At 64.2% G+C, this 17,994-nt stretch carries 19 protein-coding genes; 9 read left to right on the top strand and 10 right to left on the bottom strand.

The annotated features are described in order from the left end of the window. Nucleotides 1–21: 21 nt before the first annotated feature. On the top strand, nt 22–3,102 hold the full coding sequence (locus tag ACVIHF_RS20550; RefSeq protein ID WP_456780269.1) for an efflux RND transporter permease subunit: 3,081 nt from the start codon (nt 22–24) through the stop codon (nt 3,100–3,102). A gap of 99 nt (nt 3,103–3,201) precedes the next feature. Here ACVIHF_RS20550 and ACVIHF_RS20545 read toward each other — a convergent pair whose 3' ends face one another. Further along, complete coding sequence (locus ACVIHF_RS20545; RefSeq protein ID WP_456780270.1) at nt 3,202–4,386, bottom strand: acyltransferase family protein; 1,185 nt, start codon at nt 4,384–4,386, stop codon at nt 3,202–3,204. A 187-nt stretch (nt 4,387–4,573) separates the two neighbouring features. Here ACVIHF_RS20545 and ACVIHF_RS20540 point away from each other — a divergent pair, with 187 nt between their 5' ends. After that, a complete protein-coding gene (locus ACVIHF_RS20540; protein WP_024582607.1) occupies nt 4,574–4,747 on the top strand; it encodes a DUF1328 domain-containing protein in 174 nt (57 codons plus the stop codon). Nucleotides 4,748–4,870: 123 nt separating this feature from the next. Here the strand turns inward: ACVIHF_RS20540 and ACVIHF_RS20535 are convergent, their stop codons facing one another. Then, on the bottom strand, nt 4,871–5,230 hold the full coding sequence (locus tag ACVIHF_RS20535; RefSeq protein WP_057018401.1) for a DUF427 domain-containing protein: 360 nt from the start codon (nt 5,228–5,230) through the stop codon (nt 4,871–4,873). A gap of 187 nt (nt 5,231–5,417) precedes the next feature. Here ACVIHF_RS20535 and ACVIHF_RS20530 point away from each other — a divergent pair, with 187 nt between their 5' ends. Both ACVIHF_RS20530 and ACVIHF_RS20525 read left to right on the top strand, forming a co-directional pair. Beyond that, nucleotides 5,418–5,654, top strand: coding sequence for a BolA family protein (locus ACVIHF_RS20530; protein WP_016843470.1), 237 nt, complete (start codon nt 5,418–5,420; stop codon nt 5,652–5,654). Nucleotides 5,655–5,687: 33 nt separating this feature from the next. After that, the gene (locus tag ACVIHF_RS20525) at nt 5,688–6,869 is read left to right on the top strand and encodes a low temperature requirement protein A (RefSeq protein WP_092088544.1); all 1,182 of its coding nucleotides are present in this window, start codon (nt 5,688–5,690) and stop codon (nt 6,867–6,869) included. Between the two features lie 9 nt (nt 6,870–6,878). Here the strand turns inward: ACVIHF_RS20525 and ACVIHF_RS20520 are convergent, their stop codons facing one another. From ACVIHF_RS20520 to egtB, 3 genes are read right to left on the bottom strand one after another with little or no spacing between them, the layout of a single operon-like run. Beyond that, nucleotides 6,879–7,274, bottom strand: coding sequence for a DUF4345 domain-containing protein (locus tag ACVIHF_RS20520; RefSeq protein ID WP_076828465.1), 396 nt, complete (start codon nt 7,272–7,274; stop codon nt 6,879–6,881). A 27-nt stretch (nt 7,275–7,301) separates the two neighbouring features. Continuing rightward, on the bottom strand, nt 7,302–8,270 hold the full coding sequence (egtD, locus tag ACVIHF_RS20515) for an L-histidine N(alpha)-methyltransferase (protein WP_092088546.1): 969 nt from the start codon (nt 8,268–8,270) through the stop codon (nt 7,302–7,304). A gap of 53 nt (nt 8,271–8,323) precedes the next feature. After that, on the bottom strand, nt 8,324–9,577 hold the full coding sequence (gene egtB, locus ACVIHF_RS20510) for an ergothioneine biosynthesis protein EgtB (protein ID WP_456780271.1): 1,254 nt from the start codon (nt 9,575–9,577) through the stop codon (nt 8,324–8,326). A gap of 292 nt (nt 9,578–9,869) precedes the next feature. Between egtB and grxD the strand changes: the two genes are divergently transcribed. The 5 genes from grxD (at nt 9,870) to ACVIHF_RS20485 (ending at nt 14,547) form a co-directional block, all read left to right on the top strand. After that, entirely contained in the window at nt 9,870–10,202 is a 333-nt protein-coding gene (gene grxD, locus ACVIHF_RS20505) for a Grx4 family monothiol glutaredoxin (RefSeq protein WP_016843475.1), read from the top strand. Beyond that, the gene (locus tag ACVIHF_RS20500) at nt 10,199–10,750 is read left to right on the top strand and encodes an O-acetyl-ADP-ribose deacetylase (protein WP_176937137.1); all 552 of its coding nucleotides are present in this window, start codon (nt 10,199–10,201) and stop codon (nt 10,748–10,750) included. Before grxD ends, ACVIHF_RS20500 begins: the two co-directional genes overlap by 4 nt. Before the next feature lie 49 nt (nt 10,751–10,799). Next, nucleotides 10,800–12,083: a serine hydrolase domain-containing protein gene (locus ACVIHF_RS20495; protein WP_456780272.1), complete on the top strand. Its 1,284-nt coding sequence runs from the start codon at nt 10,800–10,802 to the stop codon at nt 12,081–12,083. 103 nt (nt 12,084–12,186) lie between these two features. After that, nucleotides 12,187–13,449, top strand: a complete 1,263-nt coding sequence (locus tag ACVIHF_RS20490) for a serine hydrolase domain-containing protein (RefSeq protein ID WP_456781896.1) — start codon at nt 12,187–12,189, stop codon at nt 13,447–13,449. Between the two features lie 21 nt (nt 13,450–13,470). Beyond that, nucleotides 13,471–14,547, top strand: coding sequence for a serine hydrolase (locus ACVIHF_RS20485; RefSeq protein WP_456792432.1), 1,077 nt, complete (start codon nt 13,471–13,473; stop codon nt 14,545–14,547). A gap of 44 nt (nt 14,548–14,591) precedes the next feature. On the opposite strand, the gene ACVIHF_RS20480 is transcribed toward ACVIHF_RS20485, so the two are convergent. The 5 genes from ACVIHF_RS20480 to ACVIHF_RS20460 all read right to left on the bottom strand — a co-directional run bounded on the left by ACVIHF_RS20480 (nt 14,592) and on the right by ACVIHF_RS20460 (nt 17,992). Then, on the bottom strand, nt 14,592–15,659 hold the full coding sequence (locus ACVIHF_RS20480; RefSeq protein ID WP_456792431.1) for a threonine aldolase family protein: 1,068 nt from the start codon (nt 15,657–15,659) through the stop codon (nt 14,592–14,594). Nucleotides 15,660–15,698: 39 nt separating this feature from the next. Continuing rightward, nucleotides 15,699–15,977, bottom strand: a complete 279-nt coding sequence (locus ACVIHF_RS20475) for a type II toxin-antitoxin system RelE/ParE family toxin (RefSeq protein WP_310881200.1) — start codon at nt 15,975–15,977, stop codon at nt 15,699–15,701. Further along, entirely contained in the window at nt 15,974–16,201 is a 228-nt protein-coding gene (locus tag ACVIHF_RS20470; RefSeq protein ID WP_456780274.1) for a hypothetical protein, read from the bottom strand. Before ACVIHF_RS20470 ends, ACVIHF_RS20475 begins: the two co-directional genes overlap by 4 nt. Nucleotides 16,202–16,320: 119 nt before the next feature. Then, on the bottom strand, nt 16,321–16,938 hold the full coding sequence (gene rpsD, locus ACVIHF_RS20465) for a 30S ribosomal protein S4 (RefSeq protein WP_076828559.1): 618 nt from the start codon (nt 16,936–16,938) through the stop codon (nt 16,321–16,323). Between the two features lie 268 nt (nt 16,939–17,206). Then, nucleotides 17,207–17,992 (bottom strand): acyltransferase, encoded by a 786-nt coding sequence (locus ACVIHF_RS20460; RefSeq protein ID WP_253607955.1) that lies wholly within the window; start codon nt 17,990–17,992, stop codon nt 17,207–17,209. Nucleotides 17,993–17,994: the final 2 nt, after the last annotated feature.

Raw genomic sequence — 17,994 nt, 5'->3', positions numbered from 1 at the left:
AGGCGACCAAAGGCAAGCATCATGCATTTCACCGACATCTTCATCCGCCGGCCGATTCTGGCGACGGTCGTCAGCCTGCTGATCCTGTTGATCGGCACCGCAGCGATGGTCTCGCTGCCGGTGCGGCAATATCCCAACATGGAGAGCGCGACGATCCAGGTCGACGTCTCGTTCCCCGGTGCGACCCAGGACGTGATGCAGGGCTTCGTCACGTCCGTCATCGCGCAGTCGATCGCGACCGCCAACGGCATCGAGTACATGACCTCGAACTCGACGCTTGGCCTCAGCCAGATCAAGGCCAAGCTGGTGCTCAACGCCAATGCCGACCGCGCCATGACCGAGGTGCTCGCCAAGGTGCAGCAGGTCAAGTACCGGATGCCGACCGGCGTGTTCGACCCTGTCATCACCAAGATCACCGACGGCGCCTCGGCGGTGCAGTACATCGCCTTCACCAGCGACACGCTGACGCCGGCGCAGATCACCGACTTCGCGACCCGCGTGGCGCAGCCGCTGCTCACCTCGGTGCCCGGCGTGGCGTCGGCCGACACCTCGGGCGGATCGTCGCTGGCGATGCGGGTGTGGATCGATCCGTTCAAGCTCGCGGCACGCGGGCTGACCGCGGCCGATATCTCCGCCGCGCTGCGGTCCAACAACGTGCAGGCGGCGCCGGGGCGGCTGCGCGGCGAGATGACCGTCACCAACATCACCGCGGCGACCGATCTGCGCAATCTCGACGATTTCCGCAAGATGGTGATCAAGACCGGCGCCGGCGGCGGAGGCCTGGTGCGGCTCGGCGACGTCGCCACCCTCGAGATCGGCGGCGAGAACTACGATTCCAACGCACGCGACAGCGGCAGGCCCACCGTCTACATCGCGGTGCAGCCGACCCCCGACGGCAATCCCCTGGAGATCGTCGCCGCCACCGCCAAGGTGATCGAGGACCTCAACCGCGTGGCGCCGCCCGGATTGAAGGTCGCCGACGTCTTCAACATCGTGCACTTCGTCAAGGCCTCGATATCGGAGGTGCAGCATTCGCTGGCCGAGGCCATCGCGATCGTGGTGGTGGTGATCCTGCTGTTCCTGGGCTCGTTCCGCTCCGTGCTGATCCCGGTGGTCACCGTGCCGCTGTCGCTGGTCGGCACCGCCGCGATGATGCTGGCGCTCGGCTTCTCGATCAATCTGCTGACCCTGCTCGCGATGGTGCTGGCGATCGGGCTCGTGGTCGACGACGCCATCGTGGTGGTGGAGAACATCCATCGTCACATCGAGGAAGGGCGGAGCCCCGGCGACGCCGCCTTGATTGGCGCGCGCGAGATCATCGGTCCCGTGATCGCGATGACGATCACGCTCGCCGCGGTCTATGCGCCGATCGGCCTCATGGGTGGCCTGACCGGCAGCCTGTTCCGCGAGTTCGCCTTCACACTGGCGGGCTCGGTGGTGGTCTCGGGCGTCATCGCCCTGACCTTGTCGCCGATGATGAGCGCGCAGCTGCTCGGCGAAGCCACCTCGCACGGCCGATTTGCCCGTTTTGTCGAGCATCAGTTCTCAAGGCTGTCGCGTGGCTATGGCCGGCTGCTGGCCGCGACGCTCAAGATGCGCGCAGCGGTGCTGCTGGTGGCATTCGGCGTGCTGGCGGCGATCGTGGTGCTGTTCCTCGGCAGCCAGCGCGAGCTCGCGCCCTCCGAGGACCAGGGCTATGTGTTCACCGTGCTCCGCGCGCCGCAATATGCCAGCGTCGATTACACCACGCGCTCCTCCGACCAGATCGAGCAGCTGTTTCGCTCGTTTCCCGAATACCATGCGAGCTGGTTCATCAACGGTACCGACGGGCAGAACCATGCCTTCGGCGGCATCACCCTGACCGATTGGGACAAGCGCAAGCGCTCGGCCAACGACATCCAGAACCAGCTCTACGGCATGTCCTACGGCGTGCTCGGCGCCAGCGTGACGCCGTTCCAGCCGGCGGCGCTGCCGGCGGCGACCGGCGGCCTGCCGTTTCAGATGGTGGTGCGCTCGGCCGGCGATTTCGCCACCATCTATCAGGAGGTCGAGACGCTGAAGGGGGCCGCATGGAAGAGCGGGCTGTTCGCCTTCGTCGACAGCGATCTTGCCTTCGACAGCCCGACCGCGCGGATCACCATCGATCACGCCAAGGCGGCCGAGGCCGGCGTCAGCATGCAGACCATCGCCGACACTCTCGCGGTGCTGGTCGGCGAGAATTATGTCAACCGCTTCAATTTCTTTGAACGCTCCTACGAGGTGATCCCGCAGGTGCGCCAGGCCGACCGGGTCACGCCGGAAGGGCTCGGAAACTTCAACGTCCGTTCGAGCTCGGGGCAGATGTTTCCGCTGTCGACGGTGATCAAGGTCAACGTCAAGCCGGAGCCGAACCGGCTGCCGCAGTTCAATCAGATGAACGCGGCGACGATCTCGGCGGTGCTGAGGCCCGGCGTCACCATGGGGCAGGCGGTGTCGTTCATGCAGGCGCAGAAGCTGTCGCCGGGGATGACCGTCGACTGGCTGTCGGACAGCCGGCAATATGTCCAGGAGGGCAACCGTCTCATCGTCACCTTCGGCATGGCGCTGATCGTGATCTTCCTGGTGCTGGCGGCGCAGTTCGAAAGTTTTCGCGATCCGCTGGTGATCATGGTCACGGTGCCGCTGGCGGTCTGCGGCGCACTGCTGCCGCTGTATTTCGGCTTCACCACGCTGAACATCTACACCCAGATCGGCCTCGTCACCCTGATCGGGCTGATCTCCAAGCACGGCATCCTGATGGTGAGCTTTGCCAACGAGATCCAGCACCACGAAGGGCTCGACCGGGTCGCCGCGATCCAGAAGGCGGCCGCGGTGCGGATGCGGCCGGTGCTGATGACGACAGCCGCGATGGTCGCGGGCCTTGCCCCGCTGCTCTATGCCGACGGCGCCGGCGCCGCGAGCCGCTTCGCCATCGGCATCGTCGTGGTGATGGGCATGCTGATCGGCACGCTGTTCACGCTGTTCGTGCTGCCGACCTTCTACATCCTGATCGCCCGCGACCATCGCGCCGCGGCCGCCCCGCGGCTGGAAAGCGTGGCGGCGAGGGGCGAGATCGCTGCGTAGGCGTAGGGTGGGTAGAGCGCAGCGAAACCCACCATCTCGATGCACGGCACGAAAGTGATGGGTTTCGCTGCGCTCTACCCATCCTACGGCTTCATCGAACTAAAGCACGTATCTCGAGCCGGGAATCTTGCGCAACACGGCCGTGACCGCCCAGCTCAGCGCCACGGTGGCGAAGAACGCGATCGCGGCCTTGGCGAAGGCCGGCAGATCCATATCGAACAGCCAGTATTGCAGCCACAGCACGATCGGATAGTGCACCAGGAACATGCCGTAGGCGTCGCCCTGCATCCGGTCGAGCAGCGTCGGGCCCGACGATTTCGATTGCAGGAAGTAGGCCAGGATCGCGAACAGGATCGAGGCGCTGAACAGCACATAGAAGGTACCGTAGATTCCGAGATACCAGCCGGGCAGCGGATCGGGGTTACCGATGATCATGCGCTTGATGTAGATCATCACCCACATCAAACAGTACGGGATCAGCGTGATGCCGGTCCAGAACCAGCGGCGCTCGGTCAGCCGTCCGTGCGCGCTGAGCACGCCACCCTCGAGGTTCGCCGCCCCGATTCCCGCGCCGATGAAGAAATAGGACGCGTACAGCAGCACGCGACTCGCCTGCACCGAAAACGGCCCGAACTCGAACCAGTAGTTCTGGCCGTAATGGACCAGCATCGGAAGGTAGGCGGCGACACTGACGATGACGAGGAACAGCCAGAACTTCGAGGGACGTTGAAATCCCTTGATCGACAGACGGTTGATCGGATCGAGCAGACGCGGCGACACCCGGTACAGCATGCTCGCCGTCAGGTCGAAGGCCATCAGGACATAGACGAACCAGATCGGGCCGCTTGGCCACGGCCCGACCGTCATGGTTTTCCACCAGAATTCGGAGAAGCTCAGCCCCGGCGTCGCGCGCAGCGCGATCGCGTAATAGGCGATCGGAATGATCGTGACAGCGCAGATCACGAACGGCAGGCCGAGCCGCAGCAGCCGGTCGCGCAGGAAGATCAGCCATGGCTTGTTGCCGAGCCCCGGCCAGACGAACAGCCCCGACAGGAAAAAGAACATCGCCATGAAGAAGCTGTCGGTGGCGAGCACCACGCAGTCGAAGCCGATCCACGATGTCGGGTCGGTGTGCCCGAAATAGGTGTAGGGGATCACCGCGTGGTGCAGCAGCACGACGAGGGTCAGGAAGGTGCGCGCGCGGTCCAGCGCGACATTGCGCTTGTGGAGCTTCGGTGCTGCCTGGATGTCGACGGCCGGAGCCGCGTGAGCAATCGATTTCATGGTGCCACCAGCCGGGTCTGCACCCTGATGTTGCAGTCGGGAACCTGATTCAGCAAGGCCCAATCGGCCGGACGGGGGAGTATCGAGGTCGGTCATCTCGGCGAAGCTGTTTCGTCTTTGGAACTGCGGTCGGGTGCGGGCGTTCTCGTCCGACCTGGCGGACACGCGCGGTGATGAGGAGCGGGTAATGACAATTCTGAAATGGGCGCTGATCTTCCTTGTCGTATCGATCATCGCGGGTTTGCTTGGCTTCACCGGCATTTCCGCCGCCTCCGCCGACATCGCGCGCTTTCTGTTCTATGTGTTCGTCGTGATCTTCCTGGTGCTCCTGATCCTCGGGCTCACGATATTCAGGGTATAGCTGGGATCGGGGCCAAGCGCTCCCGACGTCATGCCCGGGCCTCGCCCGGGCATTGCCGTTCTGCAGGCTGGGTCAGCGCGCGACCAAAGGCCGGGCGAGGCCCGGCGCTTGCGGCAGGCGACCCTAGGCGACTTCCTCGATCTTCACCTTGTCCGGATAGAAGGCGAGGTGGCCGGCGATCTCGGTCATCGCCGGGAAGGGCTCCTCATAGGTCCAGATCGCGTTGTCCAGCGTCTTGCCGTTGGCCTTGATGCTGAAGTAGTTCGCGTCCCCCTTGTACGGGCAATGCGTGGTCCGCTCGGTGCGGGTCAACAGCTCCATGTTGGCGTCCTGCCGGGGGACGTATTGCACGGCCGGATAGCTCGCTTCCTTCAAGGTCAGCGCATGGGTGGTCTCGGCGATCACGACGCCGTCGGCGATGACGCGGACGCGCTTGGCATTGGGCGTGATCGTGATGGGATGATCGGGGCCGGGGAGCTTCATGATTCTGCGCCTCTTCTGGTCATTTCGGTGTGATGGCTTGTGACCGATTGATGCAGGTTTAAATCGCTGGGAATGGGAATATAGTGTGCCCGGGATGACCTAGAAGACCCCAAGGGCTAGGTTTTATCCTTAGGTTTATCTGGCCGATCTGGCCCTGATTCGAACGACCTGACGGAGGTGGACTGGGATGCCGATGGACGCCCGTGATATCGAATCGATGATCAAGGCAGCGATTCCCGATGCCGAGGTGACGATCCGCGATCTGGCCGGCGACGGCGACCACTACGCCGCCACTGTTATTTCCGAGTCATTCCGCGGCAAGTCCCGCGTCCAGCAGCACCAGATCGTCTACCAGTCGCTGAAGGGCCAGATGGGCGGCGTGCTGCACGCGCTGGCCCTGCAGACCGGCGTGCCGGAAGGCTAGGGCCCGGCAAAGCTGCGGGCGGGGGCCTCAAGCATGGTGGACAATCCGCGTGGCGCGATGTTTCGCGTCATCGTCCCGAACCAGCACAGCCGCGTCACCAATGCCGAGCTGTTCTTCGACCTCGTCTTCGTCTTCGCCGTCACGCAGCTGTCGCATACGCTGCTGCACCACTTCACCCTGCTTGGGGCGGTGCAGGTCACGCTGCTGTTCCTCGCGGTGTGGTGGGTGTGGGTCTACACCACTTGGGTCACCAACTGGCTCAATCCCGAGCTGACGCCGGTCCGCCTGCTGCTGTTCGTGCTGATGCTGGGCGGGCTGTTGCTGTCGACCTCCATACCGACCGCCTTCGAGGGCCGCGGGCTGTGGTTCGCCGGGACCTATGCGGCAATGCAGGTCGGCCGCACCACGTTCTGGCTGCTGGCGACGCCGCGGCGCCGGACGGCGGTGCGCCACAACGCCATCCGCATCCTGACCTGGCTGTCCTGCTCGGCCGTGCTGTGGATTCTCGGCGGATTCGCCGAACATGAGACGCGGATGTGGCTCTGGATTGCGGCGCTGACCATCGAATATATCGCGCCGGCCGCGCGATTCTGGACCCCTGGGCTCGGCTTTTCCTCGATCGAGGCGTGGTCGGTCGAGGGTGGCCACATGGCCGAGCGCTGCGCCGGCTTCATCATCATTGCGCTCGGCGAGGCCATCGTGGTCGATGGCGCGACCTTTGCCGAGCTGACCTGGACGCCGGAGAATGTCACCGCGTTCATCTCGGCGCTGGTCGGCAGCATCGCGATGTGGTGGATCTATTTCCACAAGGGCGCCGAGGCTGGCTCGGATATGATCTCCAGGTCAGAGGAATCCGGCCGCGTAGCACGGATCGCCTATACCTATCTGCACATGCCGATCGTCGGCGGCATCATCCTCACCGCGGTGGCCGACGAACTGGTGCTGAAGCACCCGTCCGGTCATTCCGATCTGAACACGATCGTCAGCTCGGTGGGCGGGCCCATGCTGTTCCTGGTCGGGACCATCCTGTTCAAATATGTGATCCGCAACTTCCTGCAGCTGTCGCACGGCGTCGGCATCGTCGCGCTGGCGATCACGGCCTATTTCGCGCGCGAGATGTCGCCGCTGGTGCTCTCGATCGTCACCACCGCGATCATGATCGTGGTCGCCGCGTGGGAGTCGATCTCGCTGCGATCAACGGGGGAAGAGGAATAGCGGCCGCCGTTACTTGCGGCCGGCCTTTGCTACCAGGTGCTGCCAATAGACGAACAGCGGTGCGCCGATCACTTCGAGCGCGGTGAAGCCCACGAAGGGCAGCGGCGGCAGGCCGACCATCAGCATCGACAAAAGCCTGCCGATACCGCCGAGGAAGATGCCGCCCCAGACCACCCGAAACAGCACGCTCTCGCTTTCGATCCGCGGCACCAGCCAGAGCAGCGCGAGGCCGAGACCGAGCCAGACCCCGCCGAAGAAGCGCAGATTGCTGTCGAGCACCGGCAGTGCCGGGACGCCCGCGGAGGCGTAGAGCGGATCGCTGACGCCCAGCATGGTGATGATGCCGGTCAGGATCGGGACCAGGGCGAGCAACGCCGTCGCGATCTGCAGCGGACGCCTGCCCATGATTTGCCCCGTCTCTTGGTTTGGGCGCTAGTCCGCGACCAGCGCGTGCACCGAGAACATCGTGTTGGCGTCGGTCCAGCTCTCGCGCACCGTCCAGCCCGCGCTGCGGGCGAGCGCGGTGAAGCGCTCGATCGAGTATTTGTAGCTGTTCTCGGTGTGGATGCTCTCGCCGGGACGGAACGCAAAGGTATTGCCGAGGATGCGCACGGTCTGCGCCTTGCGGCTGATCAGGTGCATCTCGATGCGATGGCGATCGCGGTTGTAGATCGAGCGGTGCGTGAAGCCCGACAGATCGAAATTGCCGCCGAGCTCGCGGTTGATGCGAACCAGCACATTGAGGTTGAACCGCGCGGTGACGCCGGCCGCGTCGTTATAGGCGTCGTACAGCACGCGCTCGTCCTTCTCGAGGTCGACGCCGATGATCATCTGCGCGCCGTGGCCGAGGATTTTTCGCGCGCTCCGCAAGAAGGCCAAGGCCTCGCTCGGCTCGAAATTGCCGAGCGTCGAGCCGGGAAAGAAGCCGACCTTCGGCATCGCGGCGACGGCCTCGGGCAGCGTGAACGGCGTGGTGAAATCGGCCGCGACCGGGTAGATGCCGAGGCCGGGGAAATCCTTCCGCAGCCCGTCGGCCTGGGCTTTGAGGAAATCGCCTGAGATATCGACCGGCACATAGGCTCCGAATTCGCAATGCTCGAGCAGCAGGCGCACCTTGGTGGTCGCGCCGGCGCCGAACTCGACCAGCGCCGCGCCGTCAGGGATGATCGCGGCGATCTCGTCACCGCGGTCGCGCAGGATGCCAAGCTCGGTGCGCGTCGGATAATATTCCGGCAGCACCGTGATCTGCTCGAACAGCTCGGAGCCGGTGGCGTCGTAGAAATATTTCGGTGACAGCCGTTTCGGGTGACGGGCGAGATCGCCAATCACGTCGCCGGCAAACATCGATGTCGCTTCGTCGAACGGATACGCTTTGGCCAAAGCGGCGGCATGCACATTCATGATACTCTCCCGAACGCGCTTACCGACGCGTTATTGATGTCGACAGGACTCAATCAGGCATAGTCTGCGAGGCGTAACCCCGTGAATTGCCAGCGATGGTGTGGATAGAAGAAGTTGCGATAGGTGACGCGGCTGTGACCTGAAGGCGTCGCCAGCGACGAGCCGCGCAGCACGAGCTGGTTGACCATGAACTTGCCGTTGTACTCACCGAGCGCGCCTTCGATCGCGCGGTAGCCCGGGTAGGGCGAATAGGAGCTGCGGGTCCATTGCCAGACGATGCCGTAGGCGTCGTTGAGCAGGCCGGCGCGCGCGGCGACCTCCCATTCCATCTCGGTCGGCAGGTGCTTGCCGGCCCATCGGGCGAAGGCGTCGGCCTCGTAATAGCTGACATGGCAAACCGGCGCTGACGGATCGATCGGCTGCAGGCCGCCGAGCGTCATGATCCTCCATTCGCCGTCAATCTCGCGCCAGTGGCCGGGTGCCTGCCAGCCCTCGTTGCTCACCGTGCCAAAGCCATCCATCAGCCACAGCGTGGCGGTGGAATAACCGCCGTCCTTCATGAAGGCGAGCCACTCTGCATTGGTGACGAGGTTCTTCGCGAGCTTGACCGGGCCGACCAAAGCGCGATGCGCGGGCTTCTCATTGTCGAAATGGAAGCTGTCGTCGCCATGGCCGACGGTGTGGATGCCTTCGTTGAGCGTCACCCATTCCTCAGGCCCGTGCTGCGACGCCGGGAAGCGCCACGCCGGATCGTAGGCCGGCGGGATCGGGTTCTGCGCGAAGGCATGCAGGATGTCGGTGTACATCAGCTCCTGATGCTGCTGCTCGTGATTGAGGCCGACCTCGACCAGCGGCACCAGCGCCTCGAGCGTATCGGCACCGGCAGTCTGGAAGAATTTCACCACCTCGGCGTCGACATGGCGGCGGTAGGCGGTGACTTCGTCGGCGGTCGGGCGGGTCAAATGGCCGCGCTGGTGGCGGGCGTGCCGCGGACCGGCGCTGACGTAATAAGAATTGAACAGATAAGCGTAGTCCGGATGGAATGGCGTGTAGCCCCTGACATGCTCGCCGAGCAGGAACTGCTCGAAGAACCAGGTGGTATGGGCGCGGTGCCATTTGGCCGGGCTCGCGTCCGGCATCGACTGGATCAGCTGGTCTTCGGGCGACAGCGGTGCGGCCCGCCGTTCGGTCTCGTCGCGGACGGCGCGATAGGCGTCCACCAAGCGCTGGGTGAGCGGTCCGGATTCGGAGGACAGTGACGGGGGGACGGCGGGAAGGGCGGCCGCGGCAGAGGCTGGTTTCGTCACAGGGGTCTCCGATTCAATGGAGAGAACGTTGCTTCGGCAAACTGGTTCCCAACGGACAGTTCGTCCTAGATAGGGGCTCCGTTACGGGAAAAAAGCCTCCCCCCGCGATGATATTGGGGCCGTCAGATAATCCCGGCCCATTTGGGGCGCCCGCAGCGCCCGGCGCATGCCAGATTTCCGCCATTTTGCTTTGGATGCACAATGGTTTGAGCTACATATATAGTCAGTCACGGGTTAGAAGGGCGGGCCGGCCCGTCAAGGCCTGAGAGCGTCGCCCCCGAAGGAAGCGAAAATGAGCATCGAGCAATTCATCGACAACGAAGTGAAGTCGAACGACGTCGTCCTGTTCATGAAGGGCACGCCGCAATTCCCGCAGTGCGGGTTTTCCGGTCAGGTCGTGCAGATCCTCGACCACATCGGCGTCGGCTACAAAGGCCTCAACGTTCTCGAATCCGCCGAGCTGCGCAACGGCATCAAGGTCTATTCGAACTGGCCGACGATTCCGCAGCTCTATGTGAAGGGCGAGTTCGTGGGCGGTTGCGACATCATCCGCGAGATGTTCCAGGCCGGCGAATTGCAGCAGCTGTTTGCCGACAAGGGCATCCCGGTCGACGTGGCTGCCTGACCTTGACGGCGCGCCAGATCGGCAAGGCGCGGCTCGAAGTCATCGTTACCGACATCACGACCCTGCGCGTTGACGCCATCGTCAACGCGGCCAATTCATCGCTGCTCGGCGGCGGCGGCGTCGACGGAGCGATCCATCGTGCCGCGGGCCCCGAGCTGCTCGCCGAGTGCCGCACCCTGCACGGCTGCAAGGCCGGCGACGCCAAGATCACCAAAGGCTATCGGCTCCCGGCCAAGCACGTGATCCACGCCGTCGGCCCGATCTGGCACGGCGGCACCCAAAACGAGGGCGCGCTGCTCGCATCCTGCTATCGCCGCGGCATCGAGCTGTGCCACGCCAATCAGCTTGGCTCCATTGCATTTCCCGCCATCTCGACCGGCGTCTATCACTTCCCGCCGGACCGCGCCGCCGACATCGCGGTCAAGGCCGTCGTCGATGCCCTGGCCGCCGCACCCGGCCTCGCGCAGGTGATCTTTTGCTGCTTTTCTGCCCAAAGCGGCGAGCTTCATCAGAAGGTCCTGGGGGCCTTTGGCAGCCCTTGTGCCTGATGATACCGCCGCTACACTTCCCCGTGATTTCCGGGGAGGGATAATCCAAATGCATTCATTTCGTTTGACGTGCGCGGCCGCGGCCGCCGCGGTGGTGCTGGCGGCGCCGGCGTACCCGCACACCGAGGGCACCTACGAGATTCCGGCGGGTGCGCATTTCAACCGCGACAAGCTCGCCAAGATCAGCGAGTTCTTCAAGAACGAGGTCGCGACCGGGAAGATTCCCGGCGCCATCGTCTTGATCCAGCAGCACGGCAAGCCGGTCTATCACGAGGCCTTCGGCGTGCAGGATGTGGTCAGCAAGGTGCCGATCACGGACAAGACCATCTTCCGGCTGGCTTCGATGTCCAAGTCGATCACCGCCGTCGTCTCAATGCAGCTGCTGCAGGAGGGCAAATACAAGCTCGACGATCCGGTCTCGAAGTACATCCCGTCCTTTGCCAACGTGAAGGTCGGCGTCGAGAAGAAGGCCGAGGACGGCACCAAGACGCTGGAGCTGGTGCCGCCAAAGCGGCCGCTCACGATCCTCGATCTGATGACGCATACGTCGGGTATCACTTACGGCTTCTATGGCGACAGCCTGGTCCGCAAAGCCTACAAGGAAGCCAATATCTACGGCGGAGATTTTGATCTCGCCGAATTCGCCGAGCGGATCGCCAAGCTGCCGTTGCACAACCAGCCCGGCGCGCTCTGGCAATACGGCCATTCCACCGACATTCTGGCGCGCGTGATGGAGGTGGCCACCGGCGAGAAGCTCTCGGCGATCGAGTACGAAAGGCTACTCGATCCGCTCGGCATGAAGGACACCGGCTTCTTCGTCACCGATCCCGAGAAGCAGAAGCTGATGGCCGAGCCGATGCCGAACGACAGCGACTTCCGGGTCGGCCGGGTCAACGATCCGACCAAGGTCAAGAAATGGGAGTCCGCCAGCGGCGGCATGGTCTCGACCATGGCGGATTATTCGCGCTTCGCGCAGATGCTGCTCAATGGCGGCACCCTCGACGGCAAGACCATCCTGAAGCCCGAGACGTTCAAGGAGCTGACGACCGACCGCGTCGGACCGGGCTCCGGCGTCGAGCGCGACTTTTTCTACTTCCCCGGCGACGGCTTCGGCTTCGGGCTTGGGATCGCGGTGCGCACCGATCCCGGCACTGCGAAGCCGCCGCCGCCCGGCGATCTCGGCGAGCTGAAATGGGACGGCGCCAGCGGCTGCTATTATGTCATCGACCGCAAGCAGGACTTCTTCTTCGTCCTGCTGGAGCAGACGCCGACCGAGCGTCAGCGCATCCAGCGGACGCTGAAGCAGCTCGTCTATGAAGCCATGGAAAACTAGAGCGTTTTCGAGCGAAGTGGATACCGGTTCGCGTGAAGAAACGCGTTGAAAAGAAGGGAATGACGGCATGATCCGATTCAGGCGGATCGGCTCATGCGCTTGCATGCGTGGGCGCCGCGCGTTCGTCGCGGTACTCGCGTTCGCGTTGGTCGCAACGGTTGCGAAGGCCGGCTCCGCGGGGCCGGCCGCGCACAGCTTCTCGGCGGAAAGCCTCGCCAAGGTTTCCGACTATGTCAGAAACGAGGTCGCGACCGGAAAGATTCCGGGCGCGATCCTGCTGCTGCAGCAGCATGGCAAGCCGGTCTACTACGAGAAGTTCGGGGTTCGCGATGTCGCCACTGAATTCTCGATGAGCGCCGATACCATCTTCCGCCTCTATTCGATGTCGAAGCCGATCACCACGGTCATCGCGATGATGCTGGTCGAGGAAGGCAAGCTCGCCCTCGGCGATCCGGTGTCGAAATATATCCCGGCCTTTGCCGATATGAAGGTCGGGGTGGAAAAGCGCGGCGATGAGGGCAAGATGGCGATGACGCTGGAGCCGCTGAGGCGCCCCATCACCATCGAAGACCTGATGCGCCACACCGCCGGCCTGCCTTACGGCTATTACGGCGGTGGTGTCGTGAACAAGACCTACGCCGATGCCGGCCTGTTCAACAACGATCCCGACAATGCCGAATTCGTGGCGCGGCTTACGGCATTGCCGCTCGCCGAACAACCCGGCACGCAATGGGACTACGGCCATTCCACCGACGTGCTCGGCCGCATCATCGAGGTGATCACGGGGAAATCGCTGTTTCAGGTCGAGAAGGAGCGGCTGCTCGGCCCGCTCGGGATGAACGAGACCGCGTTCTATGTCGCCGACCGGGCGAAATGGCCGCTGATCGCCGAGCCGATGCCGAAGGATCGCACTATCAGTCCGGTCGCCGACGTCCGCAATCCGCGCAAGCCGCTGCGATGGGAATCCGGCGGCGGCGGCATGGTCGGCACCATCGGCGACTATGCGCGCTTCTCGCAGATGCTGCTGAATGGCGGCAGCTATGAGGGCAGGCGCTATCTGAAGCCGGAGACCATCGCGCTGATGGCGAGGGACCATATCGGTCCGGAGACCGGCGTCGTGCGCGACCAGAACTACTATCCCGGTCCGAATTCCGGCTTCGGCCTCGGCTTCGCGGTCCGCACCTCGGTGCCGGCGAACACAGACTGGCCGCTGGGCGAGTATCGCTGGGACGGCGTCGGCGGTACCTTCTTCTTCATCGATCCCGCGGATGACCTGTTCGGGATCTTCATGGTGCAGACGCCGTCGCAGCGCGGCCGAATCCAGCAGGAGCTGAAGACGCTGATCTACCGGGCGATGGGGCGGTAGACGTGGCGCGCGGAGGTGGTCATGCAGGCGATGACATTCACTTTCCGCAAGCTCATCCTCGCGGCCGTCACGTCTGCAGCCATGACTGCGTGCTGGCCTGTTCTGGCCGAAGAACCTCGCCGCCCCAGTGATGCCGACGTCATGCAGCGGATCGACCATGTCTTGACTGCGAACAGCGCGCCTGTCCGGGTCGAGCACGAGCCCGGCAAGCAGGACCGCTATTCCGGCAGCGGCTACACGATCGTTCAGCAACTGCTCGTCGATGTGACGGGACGGCCGTTTCCCGCGCTGCTCGACGACGTCGTCCTCAAGCCTTTCGGGATGACGCATTCCAGCTTTGCGCAACCATTGCCTGCGGATCGTTTGACGATGGCCGCCACACCGTACCGGTCGGACGGCGCGCCGGTGCCTGGCGGCCCGCATGTCTATCCCGAACTGGCCGCCGCGGGATTATGGACGACGCCGACCGATCTCGCCCGTCTCTTGCTCGGCGTGTTGGATTCGTTAGCCGGTCGGAGCAATCCCGTTCTGTCGCAATCGATGACGGCCGCGATGCTCTCGCCGGTACTCGGTAGTGCCGACGGGCTACCCCCTGGGATCGGACGACGCGGGCTGGGCTGGCTGGTTCGCGGCTCGGCGCCGAACCGGCAATTCTGGCACAACGGGGTGAACGAGGGCTTCATCGACACCATGGTCATTTTCGAGAACGGCGATGGTGCCGTCGTGATGACGAATGGTTGGGGCGGTCGGATCCTCGTCGACGAGATCCTGCGCAGCATCGCGGCCGAGTACCGCTGGCCGGATCGCCAGGCCAAGGTCGGCAAGTTCATTGCAGTGAGCCCGCAGGCGCTGGATCGTCTGGTCGGAACCTATCGGTTCACGCCGGAATTTTCGATCCGCGTCACGAGGGAGGGCAATCGCCTGTTCAGCGAGGCGACAGGGCAGGAGCGGCGTGAAATCTTCGCCACCAGCGATCGCAAGTTCTTTTTCAAAGTCGTCGATGCCGTGCTGTCATTCGACACGGACGGTCGGAACGCGGCAATGCAAGTGACCCTTCACCAGGAAGGAACTGACCATGTCGGAAAGCGGCTGCCGTAGTTTGGCAGCCCGGATTTCGTGCAGTTCCATCCGGGCTACGGGAGTTACGCCGCGCGCACGATGTCCCTGACGTGTCCGATCGCTTCCTCGATCATCGCTGCCGTGACATCGAGATGCGTGCAGGCCCTGATCCGGCCGTCCATCATCGCCAGCGTCACGCCGCGCTTGCGCAGCTCGGCGACCATCTTGTCGCCTGATACCCCGGCACCGTCGGGCTTGAAGAACACAAGGTTGGTCTCCGGCGCCTGCACCGCGATGCCGTTGATCTGCGACAGGCCGCGCGCCAGCGCCCGGGCATTGGCGTGGTCGTCGGCGAGGCGGTCGACATGGTGATCGAGCGCATGGATGCAGGCGGCGGCGCAGACGCCGGACTGCCGCATCGAGCCGCCGAGCCGCTGCTTCCAGCGCCAGACATCGTCGATGAAGGCCCGGGTGCCGGCGATCACGCCGCCGATCGGCGCGCCGAGGCCCTTGGAGAAATCGATCCAGGCGGAATCCCAGCCCGCCGTCATTTCGCGCGGCGTGATGCCGGACGCCACGGTCGCATTGAGCAGCCGCGCGCCGTCCATGTGGGTGACAAGGCCGTGGGCCTTGGCGGTGCGCACGACCTCGTCGAGCACCGCCTTCTTCCAGATCGTGCCGCCACCGATATTGGCGGTCTGCTCGACGCTGACGAGCACCTGCGGCGGCTGGTAGCGGGTGCGCGGATGCAGCGCGGCCTGGAAGGTCTCAGGCGTGAACTGGCCGTCATCACCCGGCAGCTGCGTGATCTGGAAACCGCCGAGCGCGGCATGGGCGCCGCCCTCGCGCGCGATGATATGCGCGGTCGCATGCGCCAAAATCTCGTCGCCGGGGCGGCAATAGGCCAGCGTCGCCGCGACGTTGCACATCGTGCCCGACGGCATGAACACGGCGGCCTCCTTGCCGAGCAGATCGGCGACGCGGGCGCAGAGCTCATTGGTGGTCGGATCGTCGCCGACCTGCTCGTCGCCGACCTCCGCCTTCGCCATCGCCTCGCGCATCGCCGGCGTCGGCCTGGTCTGCGTATCGGACAGAAGGTTGATGCGGACGGGCGGGGCCTTGGGATCGGGCCGGGCAGGGGTGTAGTGCATGGGCTTTCCTCATCGCTCCGCTGGCGTGCGGAATCGCCGCTAGCGTATAGGCCTCCGGGCAGCGTGACGAAACCGCATAATTATGATCTCGGTGGGCGTCACGCGATAGTCGATCAGGTAGGGATAAGGTGTCGCCGAAAGCCGGCGGACGCCTGAGCGGCTTGTCGGGCGCCCTGCACGCGGCTGCTCTTGCAGCAGCGTGACAAGTGCCAAGATGCGGTCCCGCACGTCGACCGCCCCCTGGGGCGATCGTGTCTCGATATAGGAGAGTGCCTGATCAATCTGAACAAGAGCGCGTCGCGTGTAACGGACGTTCACAGCCCGTGCTTTGCCCACATCGCACGGACTTCCTCGGCCGTTGCCAGCTCGCCGCGTGCAATCTCGGAGTCGGCTTCAGCCAGATCGGCGTGTTCTTCCGGCGCGAGCTGAAGCGGTGGTTGGTCGACGCCGGCAAGCTGCAGCATGATGCGCGCGAGCTCGTCCTGCTCTGTGTCAGGCAAGTTTGAAACTGTCTCGAAGGCCTGTTCCAGTAACCGGGTCATCGGCAAGAAACCTCAACGGGCAGTCATCTGCCAAGTCCCGAATATCATAGTCGTCTTGTGGGCAAACAAAAAGGCCCCGGCAAAACCGGGGCCTTTCGGATATCGCAATGCTGCAGTGATCAGCGCGAATAGAATTCGACGATCAGATGCGGCTCCATCTGCACCGGGAATGGCACGTCCGAGAGGCCGGGGGTGCGCGCGAACGTCGCGGTCATCTTGGAGTGATCGACCTCGATGAAGTCGGGCACGTCACGCTCAGGGAGCTGGGCCGCTTCCAGCACCGGCGTCAGCTGCTTGGAGGAGTCCTTGACCTCGATGAGGTCGCCGACCTTCAGCTTGTAGCTGCCGATGTTGACCTTGCGGCCGTTCACCTTGATGTGGCCGTGGTTGATGAACTGGCGCGCGGCGAACATCGTGGAGACGAACTTGGCGCGGTAGACCACGGTGTCGAGACGGCGCTCCAGGAGGCCGATCAGGTTCTCGCCGGTGTCGCCCTTCAGGCGGCTGGCTTCGACATAGATGCCGTGGAACTGGCGCTCGGAAATGTTGGCGTAGTAGCCCTTGAGCTTCTGCTTGGCGCGCAGCTGCACGCCGAAGTCGGAGAGCTTGCCCTTGCGGCGCTGGCCGTGCTGGCCGGGGCCGTATTCGCGGCGGTTCACGGGGCTCTTCGGGCGGCCCCAGATATTCTGGCCCATGCGGCGATCGATCTTGTACTTCGCCTCACTGCGCTTTGTCATCGCGTCCTCTTTGTACAGCCGTCGCACCCAGCGCCCGGCGTTTTGTCAGTCTAGGGTTTGAGGAGACGCGCCCTCCTGTGTACCGGCCAAAAGGCCTGTACCGACAGGTCCGCCTCGAAAGCTCGGGGAGGACCACGGGTCGCGAAACGCATCGCGGGCCGAAACCGGCCCGCGAGCAAGGTGGTCTTAAGGAGAAAGTCCGGTTCTGTCAAACAAAACGCAGGGCATTTTGGGCCGAATCGGCGTCAAAATTGGCCAATTTCGTCCGTTAGAGGCGGCTTCCGGCCGCCCGGACCAGCCGGGCATCGGCTTGCGGCCGGCCCGCGCCCAGTTCGGCGGCGATTTCGCCGCCCAGCACCTGCTCGAGGCGGATCAAGGTCTGCGCGATCAGGGCGGCGTCGCAGACCAGATGGTCCCAGCGCACCACCACGTCGACGGTGTGGTCCGGCCTGATCACGCCATAGCTCAACAGGAATGGCCCGGGGCTCAGCGCGTGCAATTCGCCGGGGCCATAGGCCGCGACCGAGGTCACGCCAAAGCTGCCGCAGAAATTGGCGCGCTGCCGGCCAAAATTCATCCCGATCGCCCACGCCAGGCGGCGCAGCGGAAGCGGCAGGCGGGTCACGCAGAGCATTTTGCGGAACGAGGGAATTTCGTGCAGCGGCGCGGTCTTGGCGCGGCGGATGAGCGCGTCGACCTCGGCGAGCGGCATCTCGTCGGCGGCACAGACGCGCTCGAACAGCACACAGTCCTCGCCCTTCTCGACGCGGGCAATCGCCACCATGCCGACGCTGCGCGGCAACTCGTAGAGGCAAGGCCAGGGCCATTTGACGTGCAGCGTGCGCAAGGTTGGCTCGGTCCTGGCGACCAGCGCGAATGCCTTGACGAAGATGGCGGCCCAGCCCGGTGCCTGCGCCGCACGTGCACGAGCCTCGACGATTGCCCGCACGTTCAGGGTGCGCTTCAGGGAGACCAGCGGCACGCCGGCCGATGCATGCATCAGATCGGCGACGAGACGGCGCGGCAATGAAATTTGACGAAATTTACCGCGCATCC

Source organism: Bradyrhizobium sp. USDA 4506, from assembly GCF_054058795.1.
Note: the sequence above shows the minus strand (reverse complement) of the source record. Positions and strands in the feature narration are given on the sequence as shown.